Source organism: Nitrosospira sp. Nsp18, assembly GCF_900103145.1.
Classification (GTDB): domain Bacteria; phylum Pseudomonadota; class Gammaproteobacteria; order Burkholderiales; family Nitrosomonadaceae; genus Nitrosospira.
This window is the reverse complement of sequence record NZ_FMWY01000001.1, coordinates 69,375-93,571: the sequence shown is the minus strand read 5'-3', so window position 1 is coordinate 93,571 and position 24,197 is coordinate 69,375. Positions and strand designations below refer to the sequence as shown.

Below are 24,197 nucleotides of genomic sequence, written 5' to 3'. Positions count from 1 at the left end.
ATATTCTTATAGCGAAAGAAAGCAGGGCTCGCTTCGCCCTGGCCAATAACAACTGTTTCCTTCAGTTCAACAAGTTGCCGGGCTTACAGTTTGTTACAATCATGTTTGGCGCAATCTCTATAGGCAATTGATGAACAAGCGAAAAATTCTGGTTACTTCAGCGCTACCCTACGCTAACGGCAGTATTCACCTTGGGCATCTGGTGGAATACATCCAGACCGATATCTGGGTTCGTTTTCAGAAAATGCAAGGCCACGAGGTACATTACGTGTGTGCCGACGACACTCACGGCACACCGATCATGCTGCGCGCCGAACAGGAAGGCATTACGCCCAAGCAGTTGATAGACCGTGTATGGCAAGAGCATAAGACCGATTTCGATGGCTTTCATGTTGGTTTTGATAATTATTACACCACGGACGCACCCGAGAACCAGGCATTTTGCGAGGATATCTATCGTCAGCTCGAAGCAAAGGATCTGATTGTCAAGCGCTCCGTTGAGCAGTTTTATGATCCGGTGAAGCGGATGTTTTTACCGGATCGGTACATCAAGGGAGAATGCCCGAATTGCCATGCCAAAGAGCAATACGGCGATTCGTGCGAGGCCTGCGGGGCCACGTATTCACCGACCGATTTGATCAATTCTTACTCCGCCGTTTCGGGAGCAAAACCGGAACGCCGCGCTTCCAAACATCACTTCTTCAAGCTTTCGGATCCCCGCTGTAAGGCTTTCCTCAATGGCTGGGTCTTTGAATCATTTTCGAGCCAGTCCGGCGCCAGCCTGGAAATGAAACCGCGGCTCCAACCCGAAGCTGCCAATAAGATGAATGAATGGCTTTCAGCAGGCTTGACGGACTGGGATATTTCCCGTGATGCGCCCTATTTTGGCTTTCCGATACCCGGTACCGCCGGCAAGAAATTTTTCTATGTCTGGCTGGATGCGCCCGTCGGCTACTTCGGCAGTTTTGAAAATTACTTCAAGCAGAAGCAAAAATCCCAGGCAGAGATCGATGAATTTCTTCGGCCCGGCGGCAACACTGAAATGGTGCATTTTATCGGTAAGGATATTCTCTATTTTCATGCGCTGTTTTGGCCAGCGATGCTGGAATTCTCAGGCTACCGCACGCCCACCCAGATATATGCTCATGGATTTCTTACCGTCAACGGGCAAAAAATGTCGAAGTCGCGCGGAACGTTCATTACTGCGGACAGCTATCTGAAGCAGGGCTTGAATCCAGAATGGCTGCGCTATTATTACGCCGCCAAGCTCAATGACAGCATGGAAGATATCGATCTCAATTTCGATGATTTCATCGCGCGGGTTAACAGCGATCTGGTAGGCAAATACATCAATATAGCCAGTAGATGCGCCGGATTCATCACCAGGAAATTCGATGGGAAGCTTACGCACACTATTTCCGAAGCAAATCGAAAATGGTTCAATCAGTTTCTTTTCTGCCAGCTCGGCGAGGGGGATACTTTCCTGGGTCGTCATACCTCCATTGCGAACTTTTATGATCGCAGGGAGTTCGGCAAAGCCATAAAGGAAATAATGCTGGCAGCGGACGTTGCCAATCAATACGTGGATCGAATGAAGCCATGGCTTCTGGCAAAAAATAACGAGAACGACAGAGAATTGCATGAAGTGTGCAGTGTTGCGTTGAACATGTTCCGTATTCTCACCGTTTACCTGAAACCGGTCCTGCCAAAACTTGCCGCACAAGCGGAGCAATTTCTGGGGGTAAGCCCACTCATCTGGAAGGATGCAAATTCGCAAAACAGGCTGTTAGCGGATGGACACCAGATCAACGACTACAAGCATCTGATGACTCGCCTCGACGCCAAACAGATCGAGATGCTTATCAATGCCAATAAGGAAAGCCTGAAGCCGGCGGTACAGCCACTACAAACCACACAAGCTGTACAAGCCGTGGAAAAAAGTCCAGTCGCTCCCTCCATCCCTGTAACGGAGGGAGCGGGTATCAAAAGCACCGCAGCAGCATCGATTACAATTGATGATTTCGGCAAGGTCGACCTCAGGGTGGCGAGAATTGTCAATGCCGAACACGTAGAAGGCGCGGATAAGCTATTGAAACTTACATTGGATATCGGAGCGGAACAGCGTATCGTCTTCGCAGGAATAAAATCCGCCTACGATCCTGAACAGCTCACTGGCCGCCTGACCGTCATGGTAGCCAACCTTGCGCCACGCAAGATGAAATTCGGCATATCCGAAGGGATGGTGCTGGCCGCAGGTGATGGGGATGGGCCTTATCTCCTCTCTCCTGATGAAGGCGCACGGCCGGGAATGAAAATAAAATAGCAGTGCGGCCGGCAATAAGGAAAAAATCAAGCGCCGAGCTTGAAGAGTCATATGCGTGAGCAATATCATAGGCCGCACGTTATTCTCTAGCGCTTCCTTTATGCTATTTGATTTTTTGTAACGACGCGGCAAGCACCGCGTCACTCCGCCTAATTACAAATTCGCAAAAATTCGATCCATTGACCCAGTCCACTGGTCCGTTCCCAACAACTCGGGGATCTCACGTCCCCTGCCTTTCTAGCATTCCATACCCGTAAAGTTACTCTTGGCCACGGCCATTTCCGGTAATACCTATTCCGAAATTTCGTAGTAAAGCATAGCGGTAAAAGGCATATCGCAGCGGGTGCGGCAATATGCCACATGCGACAATATGCCACATTCCTAATTTCATAAATTTGTTTTACATTTCCCATCAGCACGCACATGAGCGTTTGCAATAACGCTCCGAGGAGCTGGTATCAGCCCGGTATATGGTGCTTCTCGGCCTCGCCGCCGTAGGCTGTTTTTCCGACACAGCGAAAAACACATTCGAATTGATGACGTCAACATACTATAGTCATTAAAGAATATGGCAATGACATTGATGGGCTTCATCTTTTGACGCAGCATTCAAGAAAAAGAATAAAAATGAGAATGGGAAAGAGAACGATTCCATCGACCATCACGTTTGTAACAATGGTTTTTTCAGGGTTTACGATGGCACAGACTACAACGCAATCTTCAACTACCGCACTGGCTCCCGTCGTTGTGACGGCGAATCCGATCATCGACCGCGTTCGCGTCGACGCATTCTCAAGCACATCCGCCGTGATCACCGAAAGCCAGTTGCGCGATCAGAATGCATTTGACCTTGCAGCGGCGCTACGTCGTACCCCTGGAGTACAAATATCACGTTACAACCCGGTGGGTGCTTTTGGTGGCGATCAAGGCGGGGCGGTCTTTATACGCGGAATGGGTGTCAGTCGGCCCGGCAGTGAAATCAAGACTTTCATTGACGGCGTTCCATTTTACATGGGCGTTTGGAACCACCCATTGCTCGATCTGTTGCCGGTCAATGGCATGCAATCCATTACAGTCTACAAAAGTCCCCAACCTCAAATCAACGGTAACAACTTTGCCTCGATCAATCTGGAAACCAAGCGCGCAACCGAGGATGGCATACAGGCAGGAGCAAGGATTTCCGGAGGCTATTTCAACACCTTTATCGAGCAAGCGGATCTGGTTGGCCGCAAAGGTGATGTGGATTTCATGCTGGCGCAAGGCCACGCCCAATCGGATGGCCAGCGACTCAATGCGAGCGGCGAACTGAATAATGTCATGGGCCGCGTTGGCATGCGGCTGGGGGCCAACTGGTCGGCTGGCACAAGCTTTCTTTTTGTCACCAATACCGCGCGCGATCCAGGCGATAACCGGCTGCCGAGACCTGCCGTGGCGCCGCAATACAACACCCAGGCAGGAATGGTCTCCGCTTTTATATCGCATCGTCACGATGACTGGCGCGGCGACTTACGTTTTTATTACAGCAAGGGAGAAGGCAACTGGCTGCATCAGTCCGGCTTGGATGGGGATACGCTCACCAATTTTGAAACAATTGGCGTGCGCTGGAAAGAACAATTCTCTCTATGGAAGGGCGGAGCCATTGTTGCCGGACTGGACAGCGACTGGATTTCGGGCAATGCGCGATTCAATAGAGTGGCCCCGGCGCCGCAGGATAGTTTTAAAGCACCCTCTTTCCGCGTCACGTCCCCTTACTTAGCGTTGAGCCATACGATCGAGCTAGCTAAAGGCTGGACGCTTGTGCCGGCCGTTGGCATGCGGGTCTATGATCACAATATGTTCCAGACAAAGACCTCGCCACATGCGGGGCTTTCTCTGATATCAGACTGGATCACCATCTTTGGCAATGTATCGCGCGGCATCAATTATCCGGGATTGGAAGCCCCCGTACTTTCCTCCGTAATACCCGCACTGGGGCAAAGCTGGAGGCACCTTTCCGCGGAAGAACTCGATCACGCCGAAGTCGGCTTCAAACTGAATCCTTTCGAAACAACACAAATTGATGTCAGTGTATTTGCCGATCAGGTAAAAAATCGCTACATCTTCGGCTTCCCGCCCAACGTTCCGCCGCCGCCCCAGTTTCTGAATCTGGGTACCTATACCATACGCGGCACTGAAGTGGCGATTCGACAAAACATTACGCGCAACTGGACGGTTTTTGGCGGAATGACATTGCTTGACCCCAGCATCGATAATTTGCCGTACACACCAAAGAGAGCTGTCACCGCCGGTCTAAATGGACAGATGGGGCCGATTCGCTTAACGATTGATACCCAGTATCAGTCAGGTGTATTAGCGCTCAACCGTCCCCGTGCAGCGGGAGCGGTTAATACCGAGAGAGTGGATTCATTTGTGATCATGAACGCCCGTGTTTCTTACCAGTTGCCGCAACTCGGCAAAAGAGGCGAGATTTTCGTGGCTATGGAAAATCTTCTGGATACCCGTTACGCCTATCGTCCAGGGTATCCCATGCCGGGGCGCTGGGGTCAGATCGGCTTTTCCGCAAGCTTCTGAATGACAAGAATAATGGACTCCTGTTGACCCTTCCGAATGTCGGTGATGAGCTTTGTGAATTAAACGTGGAGGCTTTTATGCAATTATTACCATTAGTACCCCCTTCGAAAGAATTAACCAGAGATGAAGTTTCACGGTACAGCCGCCATCTGCTGATCCCCGATGTCGGCGTGGAAGGACAAAAACGCCTCAAGAACAGTAAAGTTTTAGTGATAGGTGCCGGTGGTTTGGGGTCACCCGTGCTGCTGTATCTCGCGGCAGCCGGAGTCGGAACGCTGGGAATCATCGACTTCGATATCGTCGACGAATCCAATCTGCAAAGGCAAATCATTCATGGGCAATCGGATATCGGCAGGCTCAAGTCCAGGAGTGCGAAAGACTCGATTAACGAGTTAAACCCCCATATTCACGTCCAGCTCCATAACGAGCGCCTTGAAGTGACGAATGCCGTAGAGATAATTTCAGGCTACGACCTGGTTGTAGATGGGACGGATAATTTTTCTACCCGGTATCTTGTCAACGATGCCTGCGTGCTTGCGAAAAAACCATATGTATGGGGATCCATCTTTCGATTCGAAGGACAGGCCTCTGTCTTCTGGGAGGATGCGCCAGGTGGAGTGGGCTTGAACTATCGTGACCTGTACCCCGAGCCACCCCCATCGGAAATGGCGCCTTCATGCGCCGAAGGCGGCGTGCTAGGCATTCTCTGCGCCTCGATCGGCGCGATTATGGCAACAGAAGCCATTAAATTGATCATCGGTTTAGGCGAGACCCTGCTTGGAAGACTCGCTGTCTATGACGCCCTGGACATGACATATAGGTTTATTCCCTTACGGCGCGCACCTGTGAGAACTCCTATAACCGGATTAATGGATTACCAGGAATTTTGCGGACTGAAACCGGTAACCACAGAAAACATGACTAACCCCTTCATAATCAGTCCACTAGAACTCAAGAAAATGCAGGATAGCGGTAAGGATATGCGGCTCATCGATATTCGTGGAATCGAAGAATGGAATATTGTCCGCATAAAAGGCGCCAACCATATTCCCAAAAATAAAATTATGACCGAAGAGGTTTTATCGCAACTCAACAAAGAGGATTTCATTGTAGTGCATTGCAAAATGGGCGTCCGTTCGAAAGATGTTCTCGTGGAGATGAAAAAACAAGGCTTCACCAACGTCAAAAGCCTGGACGGTGGAATCCTGGCGTGGATCAGGGACGTCGATCAGTCATTGCCCAGTTATTAGCTGAGTATTAGCTGAGCGGCCGGCAGACGGGCTGACCGCTATTCTTGTCGCCATCGCTTACCAGGCTGATATTCAAACCACAAATAACACAAGTCGTTACCTGTTTTAGACCGGATTTCGGGCCAAGAATGACAAAATCATAATGTTTCCATTCGCCGCTTGAATAAACAATGTCATGGAGGTTAAAAAAATTATGCTGACCATACACACCAAACTCGTTGAGGCAATGATTACTCAAGCACATAAAGATCATCCCATCGAAACCTGTGGAATCATCGCCGGTCCCCAGGGGTGCAATCTTCCATTGCGCCTGATCCCGATGCGTAATGCGGCCCGGTCGGCGGTATTTTTCAAGTTCGACCCCAATCAGCAATTGCAGGTCTGGAGAGACATGGAGGCACGGGACGAAGAACCTATCGTTATCTATCACTCCCACACTGATACGCAGGCCTATCCAAGTCGTACCGACGTCAAGTTTGCGGCCGAGCTTCAGTCCCATTACGTCATCATTCCGACAAATCCCGTTTATGGAGACGAAATTCGCAGTTTCCGGATTTGTGACGGCATGGTGACCGAGGAGCGAATCAGAATGCTGGACTCATACAAATCGGAATGGGAACTGGCAATGGTAGCTTGATGGACCTGCCTGCTACGCACTTTAATTTTAACGCTGAAAGGCAAAATCAGGTCCAGCCGCGTCACTTCCAATTGCGGTTTCTTCAAAATCATAAAATCAGAAAAAGGAAAAAGCATGCAGGTTACTGTACACATCCCAACCATATTAAGACCACTTACCGAGAATCAAAAACGTCTCACAATTACCGGCTTCAGTGTACTCGAAGTCATCGAGCACATGGAGGAGCGGTATCCCGGCATCAAAGAGAAGCTGATCACCGGAGGAAAGGCGCACTACTTCATCAATATATACGTGAACGACGACGACATTCGTTTTACCGACGGTCTTTCAACCAGCCTGAGCGATGGCGACTCGTTAACCATTTTGCCGGCGGTTGCTGGGGGTGCTGAACCGGCCCTACTCCACACATAAGGGATGAGTATGAATCGCCCATTAACCAGCTGTGCAATAACTGGGCCGCTAAAAAGCGCTGCTCCGGATTATGCCGCGATAGTGTCCTCGCTTCTTTACCAGTCCGGCGCGCTGGGCATGAAAATCGAAGCAACCGAAAATTGCTCAAACAATGCAGCACTTTCTTTTGAATTCAAGACTCCACATACCACACCCATAACATGTAATGTAACCAGATGGGGTGATAGCTCCAAACAAGCTTCTGTGACCGAAAATATCATGCAGGCAGCTTGCGGATTGATGTCGGTACATGGACGAGCCAGCGGTAAATCCCAACCGCTGGGATTGAATTACGTTTCGACGCTGACGGCCGCTTTGGCGCTTCAGGGCGGGGTTAGCGCCTCGATTGGCCAGCTGCGCGGCCTCTCTGTATCGAACAGTAACGTCTCGATGGCATCCGCAGCCCTGTTAAGCATGGGGCAGTATATCGCGGGCGCAACAACTTCAGAGTCTCACGAGAGTTCAGGGCCACGCCATATCCCACATCCGGCTTGTTTACCTTTCATTTCACTGGATGGCGTCCTCTTTGAACTTGAAACACTTGACGCTGGCCCTTGGCAAAAATTCTGGTCCGAGATCGGAGTAAGTTCAGCAGTCGCCGGCAAAGGATGGACTGCTTTTTTGCTGCGGTATGCCAAAGCCATTTCCCCTCTGCCTGATGAGTTATTCGGTGCAATATCAAACATTACATATCACCGTATCTCCCAAATATGTGCCAGAACCGGTATGGCTATTTGTCCCGTACGATCCATAAATGATAGAGCCCAGGACGAAGATAGCCGGCACGTGTGGCTTCAAGGCCCGTGGGAGTTTCTTTTCGAGACGCGCCTCAAGGATGGAAGGTCAAGTCCTTCCACGGATAATTTACCGTTAAGCGGGCTCACCGTCATCGAATCGTGCCGGCGGATCCAAGGCCCTCTTGCCGGGCACCTGCTAGCGCTGCTGGGCGCGGAAGTCATCCGGATAGAACCACCAGGCGGAGATCCTCTGCGAAGCATGCCGCCAATAGCAGGTGATTGTTCTGCACGATTCGATGCCCTTAACCGTTTTAAAACTATTCGAGAAGTCGATATCAAATCCTTGGCAGGACAAACAGAAGTCAAGGAACTGGTGCAACGTGCCGACGTCTTTCTGCATAACTGGGCGCCTGGCAAAGCGGTACTGTTAAATCTCGACCATGAAGATCTGGCTGCAACCAATCCATCCCTGATTTATGCCTATGCCGGTGGTTGGGCGACAGACAGCACGGCACATTCTCCCTCGAGCCAAATGCCTGGCACAGACTTCATGGCTCAAGCCTACTCCGGAATCGCCAAAAAGATCGCGGAAACCTCCGGCACGCATGGCGGGTCCTTATTTACGATACTCGATGTGCTTGGAGGCGTTGTTGCGGCACAAGGGATCACCATCGCGCTGCTCAATCGATGTATGAATAACATGAGCGCGAAAGTCACATCATCGCTAATGAGTGCGGCGACGCTTTTGTGTGCAGATGACTTTCAGAGCCTATACGAGTTGCCAGGCTCCGGCTCAGCCTCAAAAAGCATTATTGATACGATCTATGCGACGAAGCAGGGAAAAATTGCGGTTGAATGTCGCGATTTAAAGACCGCGGTACGATTAGCCGAAGCCCTGGGTGCCGCCATCGTTATTGAAGAAGACAATTTTGAGCATTGCCTGAGCGACTTGTTCCTTTCAAGAACGGCAGATGAGTGGGTAGGCATCTTTGAACATGCGGGCGTTCCCTCAGCTGTTGTCATTGAAGACCTTGCAGACCTGCAAACCATGGCACATCTGCGGCCGGCCCTGAGCCCCGGAGCTTATACGAAAGTCAATTCCCCCTGGAGCTTCAAATGAACCATTCCGGAATCATGGATCTGGTTCCTGCCGAGGTTCGCAACCGGTGGGCCCGGAATGGAACCTATCCCAATAAATCGTTATACGAGTTGTTCTGCGAGCATGTGTGGCAGCATCCAGATACCCCGGCGGTCATGTCCCTCGACCACACCATCACATACGCAGGGTTATCGAATAAGGTTCGTCGCCTTGCTGCAAGTTTCAGGGCACTCGGAATTGTTCCCGGAGATGTCATTGCATACCAGCTCCACAACACCTGGCATAGTTGCGCAATCGATCTCGCGGCTGCGGCGCTGGGTGCGATCGTAGCGCCCTTCCCGCTGGGGCGCGGTCGCCTCGATGTTCAGTCTTTACTGAGAAGATGTGATGCACGTGTAATTATTATCGAAGGGCAATACGCAAACATCGATCTGTGCGAACTTATCGAATCGCTGCGCCCCACCCTGTTGTCACTTCGTATTCTGATCGTTGACGATATAGCCACCCGGGAAGGCTGGCACACGCTGGATGATCTCTTTCTGGCCGAGCCCATCGAGACCGGTAAGTTGCCGCCAGTTTCCCCTGATTCGCCCGTTCGCTTCCTGATCTCCTCCGGGACCGAAGCCGAGCCAAAATGGATTGCTTATTCTCACAACGCACTGGCTGGTGGACGGGGACGCTTTCTGCAACACATACATCCTGACGGCAGTTCCTTCAGAGGGCTTTACCTGATGCCGCTCGGCACGGCATTTGGCTCAACCGCGACATTCGGCATTTTATCCTGGCTCGGTGGATCGGTTATCGTCCTGCGGCAATTCGATGTCGCGGCTGCCATCCAAACTATTGCGGAACTGAAGCCTGCCTATATATTTGGGGTTCCGACAATGTTTCAACGCATCGCTGCAGACCCGGCATTATCGAAAACCGATACTTCCAGCCTGATCGCTATCATCAGCGGTGGTGCGAAAATCGATGCCGCCTCGATTCGTCGCTGTACCGAAGCATTTGGATGTGGTTTTATCAGCCTATACGGTTCAGCGGATGGCGTTAATTGCCACACTATGCTTGACGACGATCCGGCAACCGTTTTTTTCAAGGCGGGCCGGCCTCATCCCGACGTTTGCTCCATTCGGATAGTGGATGACCAGAAGCAGGAACTTCCGCAGGGTTGCGTGGGTGAAATCACGGCCAGAGGTCCGATAAGCCCAATGCAATATGTCAATGCGCCCGACCTGGACGCCCTATACCGAGACAAAGATGGATGGGTTTATACAGGAGACCTGGGACTTATTGACGATGATGGGTATCTGGTGCTGTCGGGGCGTAAAAAGGACATAATTATTCGTGGCGGCGTCAATATCAGTCCTGCACAAATCGAAAACATTGCTGTCTCCCATCCAGCTGTCGTGAGCGCCGCCTGTATACCGGTTGCCGATCCGGACCTGGGGCACCGCGTTTGCCTCTGCCTGGCATTGCGAGATGGAGCAGAACGTCCCTCACTATCGCAATTCACTCGCTACTTGTGCAATCAGGGCCTGGAGACCGCCAAGCTTCCGGAATACTTGCGCTATTACCGGCAGTTACCGCTCAGCCCAGCGGGAAAGATCGATAAAAAACAGCTGACCGCGGAAATAGAATTTACCCAGCCTGTCGCTGAGCCCGGCGTTACTCATGGGGCCAACCAGTGTTGAGCACACATGAAAAATCGACGCATACAGGGTCGGCTAAAGCGCTGTCGAGCAAGGTGAGAAAATTTGTCGATGAAATGATTATCCCGAACGAATCACGGTTGGCGCAAGACGACGAGGGGTCAAACCGGCTGCACGCGGAACTGACTGAAAAAGCCAGGCGTGCCGGACTATGGGGTTTATTTTATCCACCCTCGCATGGTGGAAAAATAGCTTCACTTGAAGACTACCTGATCGTTGCTGAACAGGAGGGACGAACAGAATTCTCTCCGGCAATCTTCGGCAGTCACTCCGCGCTTGACGCGCATATGCTCCTGAAATTCGGAACGGATGAAGTCTGCAAGCGCTTTCTCGAGCCCATGGCTTTCGGGAAAGCCACCCCCAGTTACGGCATGACGGAGCCAGGGCATGCCGGGTCTGTTCCCGGCCTGATAACGACATTCGCATATGTTTCAAATGGGAGCTGGATTATCAATGGCAGAAAATGGTTTGTCAGCAATACGGACCGGGCGACATTCATTACTGTGCTGGCGCGTACCGCCGGGGAAGACATCGCTCTCGGCAAAGCCCTCTCGATGATTGTCGTTCCGACTGATTCGGCGGGATTCAGGATCGAGCGCCGGATTACCATGATGGGCCGCTCGCTGGATCAAGGCGAGATATCGTTTAGCAATGTACAGGTCCCTGAGCATAATCTGCTAGGAACCTGCGGCAGCGGTATCGAATTAATGGGTCAGCGGCTGAGCGTCGGCAGATTGCTTCGTGCGATGAACTGGGTGGGACTGGCACAGCGGTGTTTCGATTTGATGGGAGCTAGAATCAATTCTGAGCGTGGCAGATCTGCTCGATTACCTGAGAAACAGTTGGTGCGCCAACACATTGTCAACGCGTATCAGGCTATTGCAAGTGCGCGTGAACTGATTCGGGTTGCGGCGAGAGGCGTCGACGCTAAGCGTTCAAATAATGTCGAGATCAATGTCGCCAAAATGGCGGCATCACAAGCTTTGTGCATCGCCTCGGACTCGGCGGTACAGATTCACGGTGCTGAAGGCGTCAGTGATCTGACCCCACTTTCCGGTATTTATAGAATCGCACGCACGTCACGCATTCTTGACGGTACAGACGAGTCGCTTATCAGTTCCGTGGGCCGCCGACTCATCAATTTATATAAAGAAAAGGGCGCATATCATTTTGCCTGATTCAATTTCTGCAAATCTGTCAAATTTCTCGAGCTACTTACTGTGCGGGTGCAGCATGCAGCGTGGGTGTCGTTACCCCCTTGTATCAGCGTATGGGGGTCGATATCCATTCGGCAGCACAAGGTGCGAACCATGCCGGTAACGACCAGCGACGCTCGGCATGCAAGCATTGCGGGCGTTTGGCTTCGAGTAGTGCTGGTGTTCGCTATGACCTTGCCAATGCTGATTTTATATGCCATCAGCACGCTTGGGCCCCTCCTTGGCCATGACTTGCACTTTGAGCCCGCATTACTGGGTTATCTGGTAATGAGCTCATTTGGTCTGGCAGCAATTTTGTCGCTTTGGGCCGGAATTTTCGTAGACCGTATTGGTTCACGTTATGCATTGATAGCGCTTTTCTTCACCATCGCATCAGCTTTTGCGCTGATGGCATCGGCTGAAAATTTTTATGGCTTGGTCGCGGCCGCCGCTGTTTGCGGCATCGCTCAAGCCCTTGCAAATCCGGTTACGAATCTATTGATCGCGCAGCAGGTTCCGCCGGAAAAAAGAGCGCAAGTCGTAGGGCTCAAGCAATCTGGCGTTCAGGTCGCGGCCCTTTTCGCCGGCCTGGCACTTCCCAGCATCGCAATTCAATATGGCTGGCGTGTCGCGGTAGGCATGATTGTACCCGCTGCAATATTGTTCGGGATAACGGCGCCTTTCGTCACCCCTAAAATACACGCAAGGACGGGTAAGAGCTTCATTTTTTTGCCGCCGAATTCGCTGTTGCTGCGGCTGATGGGCATTCAGTTCTGCGTTGGCATATCGCTTTCCGCCTTCGTCACATTCTTGCCCACTTTTGCTACCCAGCAATGCATGCCGCTATCGCTGGCCGGCACCTTGATCGCCGTCTTCGGTGTAATGGGAATAATCTCGCGCATGGTATTGACACCCATGGGCGCCAAACTTGAAGACGAGTCGCTACTTTTACTCGTACTGATCGCTATTGCGGCTTGCGCGGTGATGGCAACAATGCAAGCAGGGCCGGAAAACCTTTGGTGGCTGTGGGTTGGTGCAGCCGGCATGGGACTTACCGCAGTAGGCACTAACGCAATAGCGATGAGCATGCTGATCAGAGATCCAGCTTTTGGTCCCGTAAGTGCCGCGTCCGGCCTCGTTTCAGCTGCTTTCTTCGGCGGCTTCGCGCTGGGTCCGCCACTTTACGGTGCCTTGTCCAATTATTCCATTGGCTTTCCGCTTGGCTGGAGCATGCAGGTTAGCTCGCTTTTACTCGCATGTGCCCTATCTTTGGTATTGGCATCCGCCCGTCGCCGCAAAGTACAGGCCCCCACTTGCTGATCCTTCATCAACCGGAATCCGGCAGTACCGATATGGCTTACATAAATTTCAACCCGGTTTCCTGAAAAAGCATTGTTGATGCGTATACCCGAAATGAAGTCGGATAATAACGATGTACATAGGCCTGATAAACAGTTATTGAGCCGTAAAGAATTGACAAGTGCGCTTGAGTTGATGATTCGCCGTATGGAGACCATTGACTCTCACGCTATGGGTGGCTTTCCCCTTTATTCACCGGGACCTACTGATCGGTGGGTTGTCTCCCCGGGCGGTTCCTGGGCCGGAGGATTCTGGAGCGCGTTGTGGTGGCTGCGCTCGCGGTTAACTGAATCAACGGCGGATCAGCGCAAGGCATCGGATATCTGTCAACGCTTATCCCCGAAAATCAGCGTCGATTCCGTTAATCGAAGCCTGATTTTTTGGTATGGCGCATCCCTGGGAGCGCTTTGGTTTCACGATGCCGATGCACGCAAGCTTACAGGAGAGGCCATCGCCGCGCTTGCGGCTTCCTATGATCCGGAAATAAATTGCATACCCCTTGGTACCGGTATGGGTGGCGGAAAAAAAGGAAATAAACTCGTTACGACGGATACCTTTGCTTCCTTAATGCAGCTTCTTGGCGGCAGTGACCGTGGTGATCATGCACACATCTCCCAATGTCATGCGAATACGATATTGACGGCATGTCACACGGAAGATGGCGTATTTCATTCCGTCGCACATTTTGAACAAGGGCGTTTTCGTCCCTCTGATCGAGCGGGCATGTGGTCTCGTGGTCAGGCTTGGGCCATGTTGGGATTGAGCCGAGCGGCAGCGCGATGGGGAGAACCCTACTTAACTCATGCTCGATCGGCCTGTGAATATTGGAAGCGTTCACGTCCGGAGCCTCTGCCTCCGAATCAGCTCGACAACACCTTGGGGCTTTCCGATCCCTCGTCTACCGTGATTGCGTCTCTGGCAATGCTGTCCCTGGCTGATCTTGTATCGGATGGAAGTCCATGGCGTATTCATGCCCATCAACGGCTGACTGCAATCGTTCGCAGTCGATATTTCACCGACTTTGACGAAAACAGTGATCGTAAAATAATTTTAAACAGGATCGCTCCGGGAAAATTCTGGGGCTGCTGTTACAAAACCAACGAAGGAAAGGATGAGCTGGTCGAATCGGCCTGGGGCAGCTTTTTTCTCATGGCGGCACTCTGCGTGCTTATTGGCGCCATCGAACCACACCACTGCTAAAGGATATGAAATGGGATATGAAATGATGAAATGCATGCGCTTCCGCTTGATCAGCCACATCACGCCTTGCTTATTGCTGATTCTGGCAATCTTTACTTCTTCCGGGTTTACTTCTTCCAGGGCCATCGCCCGGGAAACAGAGCATGAATCTGTTCTGCTGCACGCGGCAAGAGTTTTCGATGGCTATAACATCAGAACCAACACATCGATATTAGTGATAAATGGGCGAGTTGCACGAATTGATACGCGCGAATCACTTGAGTCCAGTAACGTGAAGGTCATCGATCTGGGCGATTCAACGATACTACCCGGCTTTATCGAACTGCACGCACATCTTTCATTTCAAAATATTCCTGCGGATACCGTCCTGAAGCATGGCGTTACGACGATCCGGGACGTCGGCGGGCCCATACATAAGCCCTATGGCGGAGATGGAGCTTTACGTGTACTCACCTCCGGACCAATAATTACCGCACCGAATGGTTATCCTATCCCGATGTTGGGAGATACCAATGTCGCAACATCGGTCTCAACGGAAGAAGAAGCACGCTCAACCGTCCGCGATCTTATCAGGGGGGGCGCTGTCGTGATCAAAGTCGCGCTGGAACCCGGCGGTGAAGCGGGTGCCCCGTGGTCCTCCAGTCATGGCCATGATTCAAATCATGGCCATCATGATCCAGCAGCTGCCGAACACGTGGATGCCCGGCATCCACATCCACATGCCCATGATTCTTCCCACGCGCAACATACATGGCCACTGCTATCGGAGACTATCGTAAGAGCGATTGTGGATGAAGCGCATAAAAATAATCGTCAAGTGACAGCACATATTGCTGAGGTAAAAGGCGCACAAATTGCAATCGATGCAGGTGTTGATGAGTGGGCTCACATGCCATGTAACGTTATTCCTGAATCGTTGTTAAAACAGGCAGTGGCACAGAATGTAAAAATAGTCGGTACGCTGGACACGCTATCAAAATGTTCCGGGATTGCGGCTAATGCCCGCAACTGGGCGGCGCTTGGAGGAGAACTTTTATACGGCGCCGAGGTTGCGCATCCGGATATCCCCAGGGGTATCGATGCGCAAGAGCTTATGTACATGATGCAAATGGCAAAGCTGGGCGTAATGGACGTGTTGCGTGCAGCGACTTCGAAAGCAGGCCAACATCTGAGCTTGCCGCTACTGGGTACACTGCAAAAGGATGCGCCTGCGGATATTATTGCAGTCCGGGGAGATCCCGCACATAACCTTAAAATTTTGGAATATCCCGACCTCGTGATGTCCGGAGGTGAAATTGTAGTAAATAATTTCAAGAACCCGCATGTTTCGCCATAACCGTCATCAATTTTTTCCGAAGGCCGATTCCAGATCGCCCTCCAGCTTGAGCGGTCCCTCGCCGGAAAAACGGTCCAGATAAAGATAGATTACCGGTGTAATGAAAAGTGTGATGACTTGTGAAAACAGCAAACCTCCTACCACGGCAAGTCCTAGAGGCTGACGCAGCTCCGCACCCGCGCCCAAACCGAGTGCGATAGGAAGCGCGCCCATCAGTGCTGCCAGCGTAGTCATCATTATGGGCCGGAAGCGCAACAGACATGCGGTCCGGATCGCCTCATACGGGGATAGGCCATCGCTGCGTTGAGCATCGAGTGCAAAGTCGATCATCATGATCGCATTCTTCTTGACGATACCGATCAGCATCAGGATGCCTATCATGGCGATAATCGACAGTTCCATATCGAACAACCATAACATCCCCAGCGCGCCGACGGCTGCGGAAGGCAATCCGGACAGGATCGTGAGCGGATGGATATAGCTCTCATATAGCACGCCAAGCAACACGTAGATTACCAGCAACGCAGCGACAATCAGGACCACCTGGCTCGTTTGGGAAGACTGGAACGCCGCAGCGTCTCCCGCATAACTGGTGAGAATGCTGGCTGGCAGATTCAGCTCGCGCTTGAACTGGTCGATAAGGGCAGAAGCATCGCCCAGGGATGCGCCGGGAGCCAGATTAAACGATATCGTCATCGCTTCAAGCTGGCCCGCATGATTGATTGCAATCGGTCCCACTTCGCGCTCGACTGTCGCAACGCTTGATAATGGCACCAGCATGTCGTTCTTGGCGCGAAGATAGATTTTGCCGAAAGCGCTTTCATCGAACTGATGCTCAGCGGCAACTTGCAAGATAACCTGATAGCTATCGCTGGAGGTATAGATTGTCGAGACCTGGCGTTCACCGAAGGCGCTATAAAGGGCGGAACGGATATCGGCCATTTGCACGCCCAGCAGATTTACCTTGTCGCGATTGATATTGACCCTGGCCTCCAGGCCCTTCAATTGCGCGTCGCTGGTCACATCCCGGAAGATGGCATCGTCGCTCATGCGTGCGATAAGACGATCGGCCGCGGCGCGCAGTTCTTCGGCCCGAACGCTGCGCATGACGTATTGATAGCGGCTTTTGCTCATGCGACCGCCGAGCCTGAGATTTTGGATGGGGTTGATAAATACGTTTACGCCTGGGATCACGCGCACATCCCGCCGCAGCTCTTCCGTTATTTTTTCGATGGACGAGCGTTCGCTACGTGGCTTAAGCGTCATGTACAGCCGCGCACTATTGCTTTCGCTGGCGTAAATAATCAGCGTATCGACCGCGGGATGGGCGCTGATCACCTCGCCGGTACGCTGCAACAACTCGGTCATGGCGGGGAAGGAAATATCCTCGACAGCGTCCACCGTGATCAGCGCCTGGCCAATATCCTCATTAGGAAAAAAACCCTTGGGCAAGACCATGAACAACACGCCCGTGGCAAAGAATGTACCAAATGCCATGCCCAGCACCATGCGCCGGTGTATCAGCGCTGAATCGAGTACGCGCTCATAGATTGCCAGAATTTTATTGAATCCGCGATCGAACCATTCAGTCCACCTCAGGCTGAAGACTTCGGCCTCGTGCCGGGCAACGTAGCGGCTGGTCATTACCGGCACTAATGTAAGGGATACGACAGCAGACATCAGAACAGCGATGCCTACGACAGCGGCAAACTCATGAAAAAGCAGGCCAATGACACCCGGCATGAAGAAAATAGGAATAAAGACAGCGACCAGCGACAGTGAAATGGAAATGATGGTAAAGCTGACTTCCTTTGAACCCTGCAGCGCAGCCTGCAGAGGCGGCATTCCCTTCTCGATATGGCGTACGATATTCTCGAGCATCACAATGGCATCGTCCACCACCAACCCGACCGCAAGGGTGATTGCCAACAGGGAAATGTTGTCCAGGCTGTAATCGAGCACACGCATCATCGCTACGGTTCCCAGCAGGGAAATCGGGAGTGACAACGCCGGGATCAAGGTGGCGGAAGCCTTGCGCAGGAACAGGAAAATCACCAGCAAGACCAGGAAGATAGTGATTCCCAGCGTGACCTGAACATCATGTATGGAATCGCGAATAGAAATTGAACGATCGGTGGTTAGCTTAAGCTGAACGGATGATGGCATTTGAGCAACTAACCCGGGTATGGCCGCCTTGACGGCATCGACGGTCGCCACGGTGTTAGCGCCTGGCTGGCGCTGCACGGAAAGGGTAATGGCGCGCTCTCCGTTGATCCAGCTTGCTGTCTTGAGCGATTGGACGCTGTCTTCAACCTGCGCCACCTCCGAGAGCCTTACTGGATTTCCATTGGGCGACGTCGCAACAATCAGTCTTGCAAAAGCCGCCGCATCGCTGAGCTGGCGATTGGCCTGGATGGTAAGCGCTTGGCGCGGCCCTTCCAGTGTGCCAATCGGAGAATTGGCGTTGGCGGTTTGCAGTGCCGCGGCAATGTCATCGAGCGTCAAATTGCGCACGGCAAGCGCGTCAGGGTTCGCGAGCACACGCACAGCATATTTTTTCTGACCGTTGATTTGTACCTGCGCCACGCCGGAGAGCGTCGACAGTGTTGGGGAAATAAGGTCTTCGGCAAAGCTGTTCAGCTCCGGCAATGACATGGAAGGGGACGTCAGTGCCAAAAAAATGACGGGCGAGTCAGCCGGATTGATCTTGCGGTAGGATGGCGGGGCGGTCATTTCGACTGGAAGCGATCGCTGGGCACGCAGTAACGCTGCCTGCACGTCTATGGACGCACTGTCGATATCGCGGTTCTGGTCGAACTCCAGCGTAATCGTGGTGTTGCCCAGCGTACTCGTCGAACTGATTACCGAAAGGTCCGAGATCGTGGCAAATTGACGCTCAAGTGGGGCCGCGACCGACGAGGCCATTGTCTCCGGGCTGGCCCCAGGCAGCACTGCGCTCACGGAAATGGTTGGTGAATCGTAACTTGGCAATGCGGCGATGGATAGGCCACCGTAGGCAATAATTCCGGCCACGACTGCGGACGCTGACAACAGCACCGTCATTATCGGGCGGCGAATACATAATTCTGAGAGATTCATTGCTTATTTGTGGGACCGCTTTGACGGCTGGCCAGATACGCTTTGATACACTGATTTGCTCACCTGGTCTGTGGGCCGGTTGACCCCATGGCCGACCTCCTGGCCACAGCTTCGGCCACCAGACTGCCCGGCCTGAGATTCTGCGCGCCTTCCACGACAATGCTGACGCCTGGAATGATGCCTTCCCCTTCTATTACCGCGAGCCCATCCTGGACTAGAACTACATTGATCGGAATGGAATTTACTTTACTATCGCCGCCGACCATGTAAATGAATTTTCCCTCCGGGCCATTTTGCACCGACTGCACCGGAACCGTCAGTGCACGCTCCACTGTGCGTGGAGAGAGCGTCACCGTGACGAACATGCCTGGCCATAGATGTTTGTCCGCATTGGGAAACTCTGCCTTGAGGCCAATTGTGCCGCTTGCCGTATCGACCGCGTTATCGATAAATATGAGCCGCCCCATTCTTGTCTGCGTCCCCCCGGGACCGGGTTTCACAGCCACAGGCACTTCACCTTTCGCGCGGGCTTGTTGCAGGGGAATAAACTCCCGCTCCGGCAAGGTGAAACTGACGTTGATGGGATCGATCTGGGTGATGCTCACCAACGCATCAGTCGGTTGCACTAGACTCCCCTGGTATACGGGTATGGCGCCCGTCCGCCCGGCAATCGGCGCGGTAATCACGCTGAAACCGCGAGCAATGCGGTTCGCCTGGACAGTGGCCTGGTCAACAGCAAGCTGACCACGCAGCGCGTCGACCTGGTTCTCCGCTACGTCGAGCGCAGCCTGTGAAATGAAGTTTTGCCGATACAACTCACGCTGGCGTTCAAGGTTGCGCTCGGCATTTCTCAGGTCAGCCCTGGATTTTGCAAGTTGTCCTTCAGTCTTGCTGAGATTGGCGTCCTCGGTGCGTGCATCAAGCGAAAATAGCGTCTCACCCTTTTGCACGAATTGTCCTTCCTTGATACGCACTTCCTTAATGACCGCACTAAGCTGAGGCCGAACCACAACCGTCTGCTGCGCCGATACCGTGCCGTTTGCCGTGAGTCTCACCGGCACGTCGCTTTGTGCAACCACGTCGGTCACTACAGTGGTCACCTCAGCCGGCTTGCTCTTGGCTTCAGTCGCAGCGCCGTGGTTACGCCAGACCCAGGAACTGGCAATCAACGTGGCCAGCACAAGGCCAAACATCATCCATTTCCGGCGGGACCTGGCGGGTCTTTCAGGTTTTGTTCGAGAAATAACTTCCATGGCGATGTCTCACTTACCTGCGATTGAATCAGCAGCAAAAAGCGAAGCAGTATGCCATAGTGCCATTATTGTTTCCCTGCACCAATCATGCGCTCTGCTACATTCCATCAATCCACGATCCTCCCCCCGGCCAGGCGTATCCGCCAGGCACAGCGGCTTGAAATGGCTTCGTCATGAGTCACTAGAACCAAAGTGGTGCCGCGCTCGCGGTTCAGCTCAAACATGAGTTCGATGATTTGTGCCCCTGTAGTGGAATCGAGGTTGCCGGTCGGCTCATCAGCCAGCAGTAATTGCGGTTGTGTCACGAATGCGCGTGCAATGGCGACACGCTGTTGCTCACCGCCGGAGAGTTGCCTGGGATAGTGCGTAAGGCGCTTTCCGAGGCCGACTCGTTCAAGTAGTTTCAGCGCGGCGGCCTCTGCATTACCTGTACCGATCAGCTCCAGTGGCAGCATCACGTTTTCAACTGCTGTCAATGCAGGCAGTAACTGAAATGACTGGAATACAAACCCTAGCATGCGCCCACGCAGCGCCGCCCGCGCATCTTCATCCAATAAGAAAATATCTTCTCCGTAAAGATGAACCTTACCGCTGGAAGGCGTATCTAATCCTGCGAGCAGCCCCAGCAGTGTCGACTTACCCGAGCCTGACGCTCCCACCACAGCAACCGAGTCACCTGCATTTATCTCCAGATGGATATTCTCCAAAATGGTAAGCTGTTCACTGCCCGTACTTACTTGCTTGGTCAACCCGATTGCCTGCACAATAGGCCGCACAATAAAATTATCTGTCATGAAAAATTTCCTGATTATTCTGTATATCCTGTCAAGTATCGGAGTTGCTGGCTCAGGCGCGGCAGCGCCGCCGGAGTCCGCCGCCACAGCCGGAACCACTACTATTATGGTATTTGGGGACAGTTTGTCCGCTGGCTATGGCCTGCCGCACAATGCGGGATGGGTCAGCCTGCTGAAGAGGCGGCTGCAAACAAAATCCCAGGTCTCGCTGATCAACAATAGCATCAGTGGCGAAACGGCGGCGGGAGGGCGAAACCGGATCGAGCAAGCGATCAAGACCCATCGACCCGACATCGTAGTTATCGAACTCGGTGGTAACGATGGGTTGCGAGGAGCGCCCATCGAATCCATCCGTAATGATCTCGAAGCTATCATCGAAGCCTGCCTGCGAAATAAAACCGCAGTACTGCTGGCCGGGATGCAACTGCCGCCTAATTATGGCATAGCATATACTCAAAAGTTTCAGGATATATACCCGCAACTGGCGAAACGCCATGGACTTAAACTGGTGCCTTTCCTGCTGGATGGATTTGGCGACAAACGTGAATTTTTTCAGGCAGACGGGATACATCCAAGTGCCCAGGCGCAAGAAAAAATCGTGGATAATGTGTGGAAAATTTTAAGGACGATGATCAAATCCCCCGAAGCCGTTGCTTATGAAGAACCTGAAATTTCACGCTGATCAGCTACGCGGGCGCCAGCGATTATACTTTCAATAATCCAAATCCGCACCATGCTATTCGGCATTGCAACCGTTTTTGACTAATTTTAATGTCGTCTTTTCCTCTCCCCGGCTCGTAATGAATAATGGAAACTATCAGCATATTTTACTCGCAGTAGATTTTTCGGAGCATGGAAACCATGTCGCGCGAAAAGCAGCACATTTAGCAGAACTATTCCGCGCCAAATTGAGCATGATTCATGTGCTGGATAACATACCCATGCCCGATACAGCCTATGGAACCACAATTGCCCTGGATGAATATTCAACAAACGAATTGCTGGAGGCGGAAAAATTCAAGCTGAAGCAGATCGGTGACGGATTGAACGTGGACCCAACCCGTCGATGGATGGTTTGGGGTGTGCCCGGACAGGAAATTGTACGCATGGCCGAGCGGGAACATATCGACTTAATAGTCGTGGGCTCGCATGGTCGTCATGGCCTTGCCTTATTGCTGGGATCAACAGCAAGCAATGTGCTGCATCATGCCGGATGCGACGTCCTGGCAATGCGTTTACACGATGAAGCTGCGCACGAACGTCCTTCAGAGGAAGTGGCGTTTAACCCCCAAGGCTAGCTCTTCAACGCCTTTCCAAAGGAAAGCATCTGAAACTGTCGCCCGCCGCCTATCCTGGTGTTACCAGAATCTCCACCAGGGTTCACCGCTTTCTCCAGTAGAATCCGCGAAGAACCGGCTATCGGGGAAATTTTTTTTCATCACACGATGCGCATCGTCACGCAAATCGGTCATGCCCAGCGCATCGTACGCTTTCATCATGATGAATAACGCTTCTTCCGTCGCCGGCGTCTGCGGATATTCCTTCAGCGCATATTGAGCACGATTGGCAGCGGCAACATAGCCGCCCCGCTTCATGTAATAACGTGCCACCTGAACTTCATTTAAAGCCACCACGTTAACCAGATGCTTCATTCGCTGTACCGCATCGGGTGTGTATTTGCTTTTGGGATAACGGGAAACCAGTTCCTTGAAATTTTCAAACGATTCGCGCGACGCTTTCGGATCACGCTCGCTCATATCCTGATTGAGAATTTTTTCCGACACGATGCCCATCAATCCGAGATCGTCATTGAAATTCGACAGTCCCTTGAGGTAATACGCATAATCGACATTGGTATGATTGGGATGAAGCTTGATAAAACGGTCGGCAGCCGCAATAGCCGTGGCCTGTTCACCGTCTTTATAGTATGCATACGCGACTTCAAGCTGCGCCTGCTGCGCAAAGCGGCCATAGGGATAACGTGCCTCAAGCGCCTCGAATAGTTTGATCGCGCCTCCATAATTCCCTTCGTTCAATTCCGACTTTGCTTCAGAGTAGTACTTGCTTGCGGACCAATTCTTAGAGTCCTTCACGTCTTTGGACAACAGACCGCATGCTGATAGCAGCAACATCAGAAATAAAGCTACACTACGTGACATGATGAGTTATTTGGAAACCAAAGATGGATTTGCCCATTATAGCGCAAAGCCCATACGGTCTGAATCGACTGAAACCACGATCGAGCTGATAATCCCCCTGCATTTTGCCGGAGCGCGGCTTGACCAGGTTCTGGCGCAATTGCTGCCTGATTGGTCTCGCAGCCGTCTGCAGACGTGGATACGGGAAAAACGTATCAGCGTTGATGGTAGAGATGCTATTCCGAGGCAAAAAGTATGGAGTGGAGAAAAGATCGAGGTCAAGCCGGCGCAATGCTCCATCGAAACCAGCCACGCGGCCGAAGCTATCTTGCTGGATATCGTCTACGAGGATGACGAGCTGATTGTCATCAACAAGCCTGCCGGGCTGGTAGTTCACCCCGGCAGCGGCAATTGGCGCGGAACCATGCTGAACGCGCTGTTGCATCACGCCGCGCAATTGGCCGCAATACCCCGCGCCGGCATTGTTCACCGGTTGGATAAGGATACCAGCGGCCTGCTGGTAGTGGCAAAAACCCTTGAAGCCCAGACCAGCCTGGTGCGGCAACTGCAAAAGCATACCGTAACGCGCGATTACCTGGCGCTGGTGCTGGGCCAGGTGTCGGTGGGTGGATCGGTCGATGCCCCGGTAGGCCGGCATCCGGTACAGCGGACGAAAATGGCTGTGATTGCGAGCGGTAAAGAAGCGCGCACCCATTACCGCATACAGGAAAAATTCGATGAAAGCACTTTGCTCCGGTGCAGCCTGGAAACCGGACGCACCCACCAGATTCGCGTGCATATGCATTCAATCGGTCATCCACTTCTGGGAGATCCCGTGTATGGGGGCAAGCCTAAGAAGAGCATTCTCGAGGCCATGCGGTTGATTGGTTTCTCAAGGCAGGCGCTGCATGCACAAAAACTGGAGCTCACCCATCCACAAAGTGGCATAAGGATGGGTTGGGAAGCGCCATTGCCCGAGGACATGAGCAACCTCCTGCTGATGCTGCGACAACATTAATGAAAACATTCGATACAATTCATGAGCA

Annotated in this window: 18 protein-coding genes; 14 read left to right on the top strand and 4 right to left on the bottom strand. The window is 52.4% G+C overall.

Features of this window, described 5'->3' with window-relative positions:
• Positions 1-130 precede the first annotated feature (130 nt).
• The 11 genes from metG (at position 131) to BLS94_RS00375 (ending at position 15,867) form a co-directional block, all read left to right on the top strand.
• Positions 131-2,323 carry a methionine--tRNA ligase gene (metG, locus tag BLS94_RS00425; protein ID WP_090957300.1) on the top strand — a complete coding sequence of 731 codons (2,193 nt, stop codon included), beginning with the start codon at positions 131-133 and terminating at the stop codon, positions 2,321-2,323.
• 696 nt (positions 2,324-3,019) lie between these two features.
• The gene (locus BLS94_RS00420) at positions 3,020-4,894 is read left to right on the top strand and encodes a TonB-dependent receptor (RefSeq protein WP_256325218.1); all 1,875 of its coding nucleotides are present in this window, start codon (positions 3,020-3,022) and stop codon (positions 4,892-4,894) included.
• A 77-nt stretch (positions 4,895-4,971) separates the two neighbouring features.
• Positions 4,972-6,144, top strand: a complete 1,173-nt coding sequence (gene moeB / locus BLS94_RS00415) for a molybdopterin-synthase adenylyltransferase MoeB (RefSeq protein WP_090957299.1) — start codon at positions 4,972-4,974, stop codon at positions 6,142-6,144.
• Positions 6,145-6,337: 193 nt separating this feature from the next.
• Positions 6,338-6,781 (top strand): M67 family metallopeptidase, encoded by a 444-nt coding sequence (locus BLS94_RS00410; protein WP_090957368.1) that lies wholly within the window; start codon positions 6,338-6,340, stop codon positions 6,779-6,781.
• A gap of 114 nt (positions 6,782-6,895) precedes the next feature.
• Complete coding sequence (locus BLS94_RS00405) at positions 6,896-7,192, top strand: MoaD/ThiS family protein (RefSeq protein ID WP_090957298.1); 297 nt, start codon at positions 6,896-6,898, stop codon at positions 7,190-7,192.
• Between the two features lie 9 nt (positions 7,193-7,201).
• The gene (locus BLS94_RS00400; RefSeq protein ID WP_218124707.1) at positions 7,202-9,088 is read left to right on the top strand and encodes a CoA transferase; all 1,887 of its coding nucleotides are present in this window, start codon (positions 7,202-7,204) and stop codon (positions 9,086-9,088) included.
• Positions 9,085-10,758 (top strand): class I adenylate-forming enzyme family protein, encoded by a 1,674-nt coding sequence (locus BLS94_RS00395; protein ID WP_090957296.1) that lies wholly within the window; start codon positions 9,085-9,087, stop codon positions 10,756-10,758. The genes BLS94_RS00400 and BLS94_RS00395 overlap by 4 nt, the downstream gene beginning before the upstream one ends.
• The gene (locus tag BLS94_RS00390; protein WP_090957295.1) at positions 10,752-11,954 is read left to right on the top strand and encodes an acyl-CoA dehydrogenase family protein; all 1,203 of its coding nucleotides are present in this window, start codon (positions 10,752-10,754) and stop codon (positions 11,952-11,954) included. Before BLS94_RS00395 ends, BLS94_RS00390 begins: the two co-directional genes overlap by 7 nt.
• Positions 11,955-12,086: 132 nt before the next feature.
• Positions 12,087-13,292, top strand: a complete 1,206-nt coding sequence (locus BLS94_RS00385; RefSeq protein WP_090957294.1) for an MFS transporter — start codon at positions 12,087-12,089, stop codon at positions 13,290-13,292.
• A gap of 78 nt (positions 13,293-13,370) precedes the next feature.
• Complete coding sequence (locus tag BLS94_RS00380) at positions 13,371-14,531, top strand: glucuronyl hydrolase (RefSeq protein ID WP_256325217.1); 1,161 nt, start codon at positions 13,371-13,373, stop codon at positions 14,529-14,531.
• Between the two features lie 10 nt (positions 14,532-14,541).
• Positions 14,542-15,867 carry an amidohydrolase family protein gene (locus BLS94_RS00375; protein ID WP_256325216.1) on the top strand — a complete coding sequence of 442 codons (1,326 nt, stop codon included), beginning with the start codon at positions 14,542-14,544 and terminating at the stop codon, positions 15,865-15,867.
• 6 nt (positions 15,868-15,873) lie between these two features.
• Here the strand turns inward: BLS94_RS00375 and BLS94_RS00370 are convergent, their stop codons facing one another.
• From BLS94_RS00370 to BLS94_RS00360, 3 genes are all read right to left on the bottom strand, one after another.
• Positions 15,874-18,966, bottom strand: a complete 3,093-nt coding sequence (locus tag BLS94_RS00370) for an efflux RND transporter permease subunit (RefSeq protein WP_090957293.1) — start codon at positions 18,964-18,966, stop codon at positions 15,874-15,876.
• 59 nt (positions 18,967-19,025) lie between these two features.
• On the bottom strand, positions 19,026-20,162 hold the full coding sequence (locus BLS94_RS00365; RefSeq protein WP_256325215.1) for an efflux RND transporter periplasmic adaptor subunit: 1,137 nt from the start codon (positions 20,160-20,162) through the stop codon (positions 19,026-19,028).
• 164 nt (positions 20,163-20,326) lie between these two features.
• Complete coding sequence (locus tag BLS94_RS00360; RefSeq protein WP_072766253.1) at positions 20,327-21,013, bottom strand: ABC transporter ATP-binding protein; 687 nt, start codon at positions 21,011-21,013, stop codon at positions 20,327-20,329.
• On the opposite strand from BLS94_RS00360, the gene BLS94_RS00355 reads away from it, so the two are divergent.
• Together BLS94_RS00355 and BLS94_RS00350 are read left to right on the top strand one after the other, a co-directional pair.
• Positions 21,012-21,695 (top strand): arylesterase, encoded by a 684-nt coding sequence (locus BLS94_RS00355; RefSeq protein ID WP_090957291.1) that lies wholly within the window; start codon positions 21,012-21,014, stop codon positions 21,693-21,695. The two genes, BLS94_RS00360 and BLS94_RS00355, sit on opposite strands and share 2 nt — an antisense overlap.
• A 118-nt stretch (positions 21,696-21,813) precedes the next feature.
• Complete coding sequence (locus BLS94_RS00350; RefSeq protein ID WP_090957290.1) at positions 21,814-22,311, top strand: universal stress protein; 498 nt, start codon at positions 21,814-21,816, stop codon at positions 22,309-22,311.
• Positions 22,312-22,371: 60 nt separating this feature from the next.
• Here the strand turns inward: BLS94_RS00350 and BLS94_RS00345 are convergent, their stop codons facing one another.
• On the bottom strand, positions 22,372-23,172 hold the full coding sequence (locus BLS94_RS00345; RefSeq protein WP_072766256.1) for an outer membrane protein assembly factor BamD: 801 nt from the start codon (positions 23,170-23,172) through the stop codon (positions 22,372-22,374).
• Here BLS94_RS00345 and rluD point away from each other — a divergent pair.
• Positions 23,171-24,169, top strand: a complete 999-nt coding sequence (gene rluD / locus BLS94_RS00340; RefSeq protein ID WP_090957289.1) for a 23S rRNA pseudouridine(1911/1915/1917) synthase RluD — start codon at positions 23,171-23,173, stop codon at positions 24,167-24,169. The genes BLS94_RS00345 and rluD overlap by 2 nt on opposite strands.
• Positions 24,170-24,197: the final 28 nt, after the last annotated feature.

What these genes read in the sequence shown, in the direction of transcription:
- metG (WP_090957300.1), top strand. Translation starts at nt 131, where the DNA reads ATGAACAAGCGAAAAATTCTGGTTACTTCAGCGCTACCCTACGCTAAC.
- BLS94_RS00420 (WP_256325218.1), top strand. Translation starts at nt 3,020, where the DNA reads ATGGCACAGACTACAACGCAATCTTCAACTACCGCACTGGCTCCCGTC.
- moeB (WP_090957299.1), top strand. Translation starts at nt 4,972, where the DNA reads ATGCAATTATTACCATTAGTACCCCCTTCGAAAGAATTAACCAGAGAT.
- BLS94_RS00410 (WP_090957368.1), top strand. Translation starts at nt 6,338, where the DNA reads ATGCTGACCATACACACCAAACTCGTTGAGGCAATGATTACTCAAGCA.
- BLS94_RS00405 (WP_090957298.1), top strand. Translation starts at nt 6,896, where the DNA reads ATGCAGGTTACTGTACACATCCCAACCATATTAAGACCACTTACCGAG.
- BLS94_RS00400 (WP_218124707.1), top strand. Translation starts at nt 7,202, where the DNA reads ATGAATCGCCCATTAACCAGCTGTGCAATAACTGGGCCGCTAAAAAGC.
- BLS94_RS00395 (WP_090957296.1), top strand. Translation starts at nt 9,085, where the DNA reads ATGAACCATTCCGGAATCATGGATCTGGTTCCTGCCGAGGTTCGCAAC.
- BLS94_RS00385 (WP_090957294.1), top strand. Translation starts at nt 12,087, where the DNA reads ATGCCGGTAACGACCAGCGACGCTCGGCATGCAAGCATTGCGGGCGTT.
- BLS94_RS00380 (WP_256325217.1), top strand. Translation starts at nt 13,371, where the DNA reads ATGCGTATACCCGAAATGAAGTCGGATAATAACGATGTACATAGGCCT.
- BLS94_RS00375 (WP_256325216.1), top strand. Translation starts at nt 14,542, where the DNA reads ATGGGATATGAAATGATGAAATGCATGCGCTTCCGCTTGATCAGCCAC.
- BLS94_RS00370 (WP_090957293.1), bottom strand. Translation starts at nt 18,966, where the DNA reads ATGAATCTCTCAGAATTATGTATTCGCCGCCCGATAATGACGGTGCTG.
- BLS94_RS00365 (WP_256325215.1), bottom strand. Translation starts at nt 20,162, where the DNA reads ATGATGTTTGGCCTTGTGCTGGCCACGTTGATTGCCAGTTCCTGGGTC.
- BLS94_RS00355 (WP_090957291.1), top strand. Translation starts at nt 21,012, where the DNA reads ATGAAAAATTTCCTGATTATTCTGTATATCCTGTCAAGTATCGGAGTT.
- BLS94_RS00360 (WP_072766253.1), bottom strand. Translation starts at nt 21,013, where the DNA reads ATGACAGATAATTTTATTGTGCGGCCTATTGTGCAGGCAATCGGGTTG.
- BLS94_RS00350 (WP_090957290.1), top strand. Translation starts at nt 21,814, where the DNA reads ATGAATAATGGAAACTATCAGCATATTTTACTCGCAGTAGATTTTTCG.
- rluD (WP_090957289.1), top strand. Translation starts at nt 23,171, where the DNA reads ATGATGAGTTATTTGGAAACCAAAGATGGATTTGCCCATTATAGCGCA.
- BLS94_RS00345 (WP_072766256.1), bottom strand. Translation starts at nt 23,172, where the DNA reads ATGTCACGTAGTGTAGCTTTATTTCTGATGTTGCTGCTATCAGCATGC.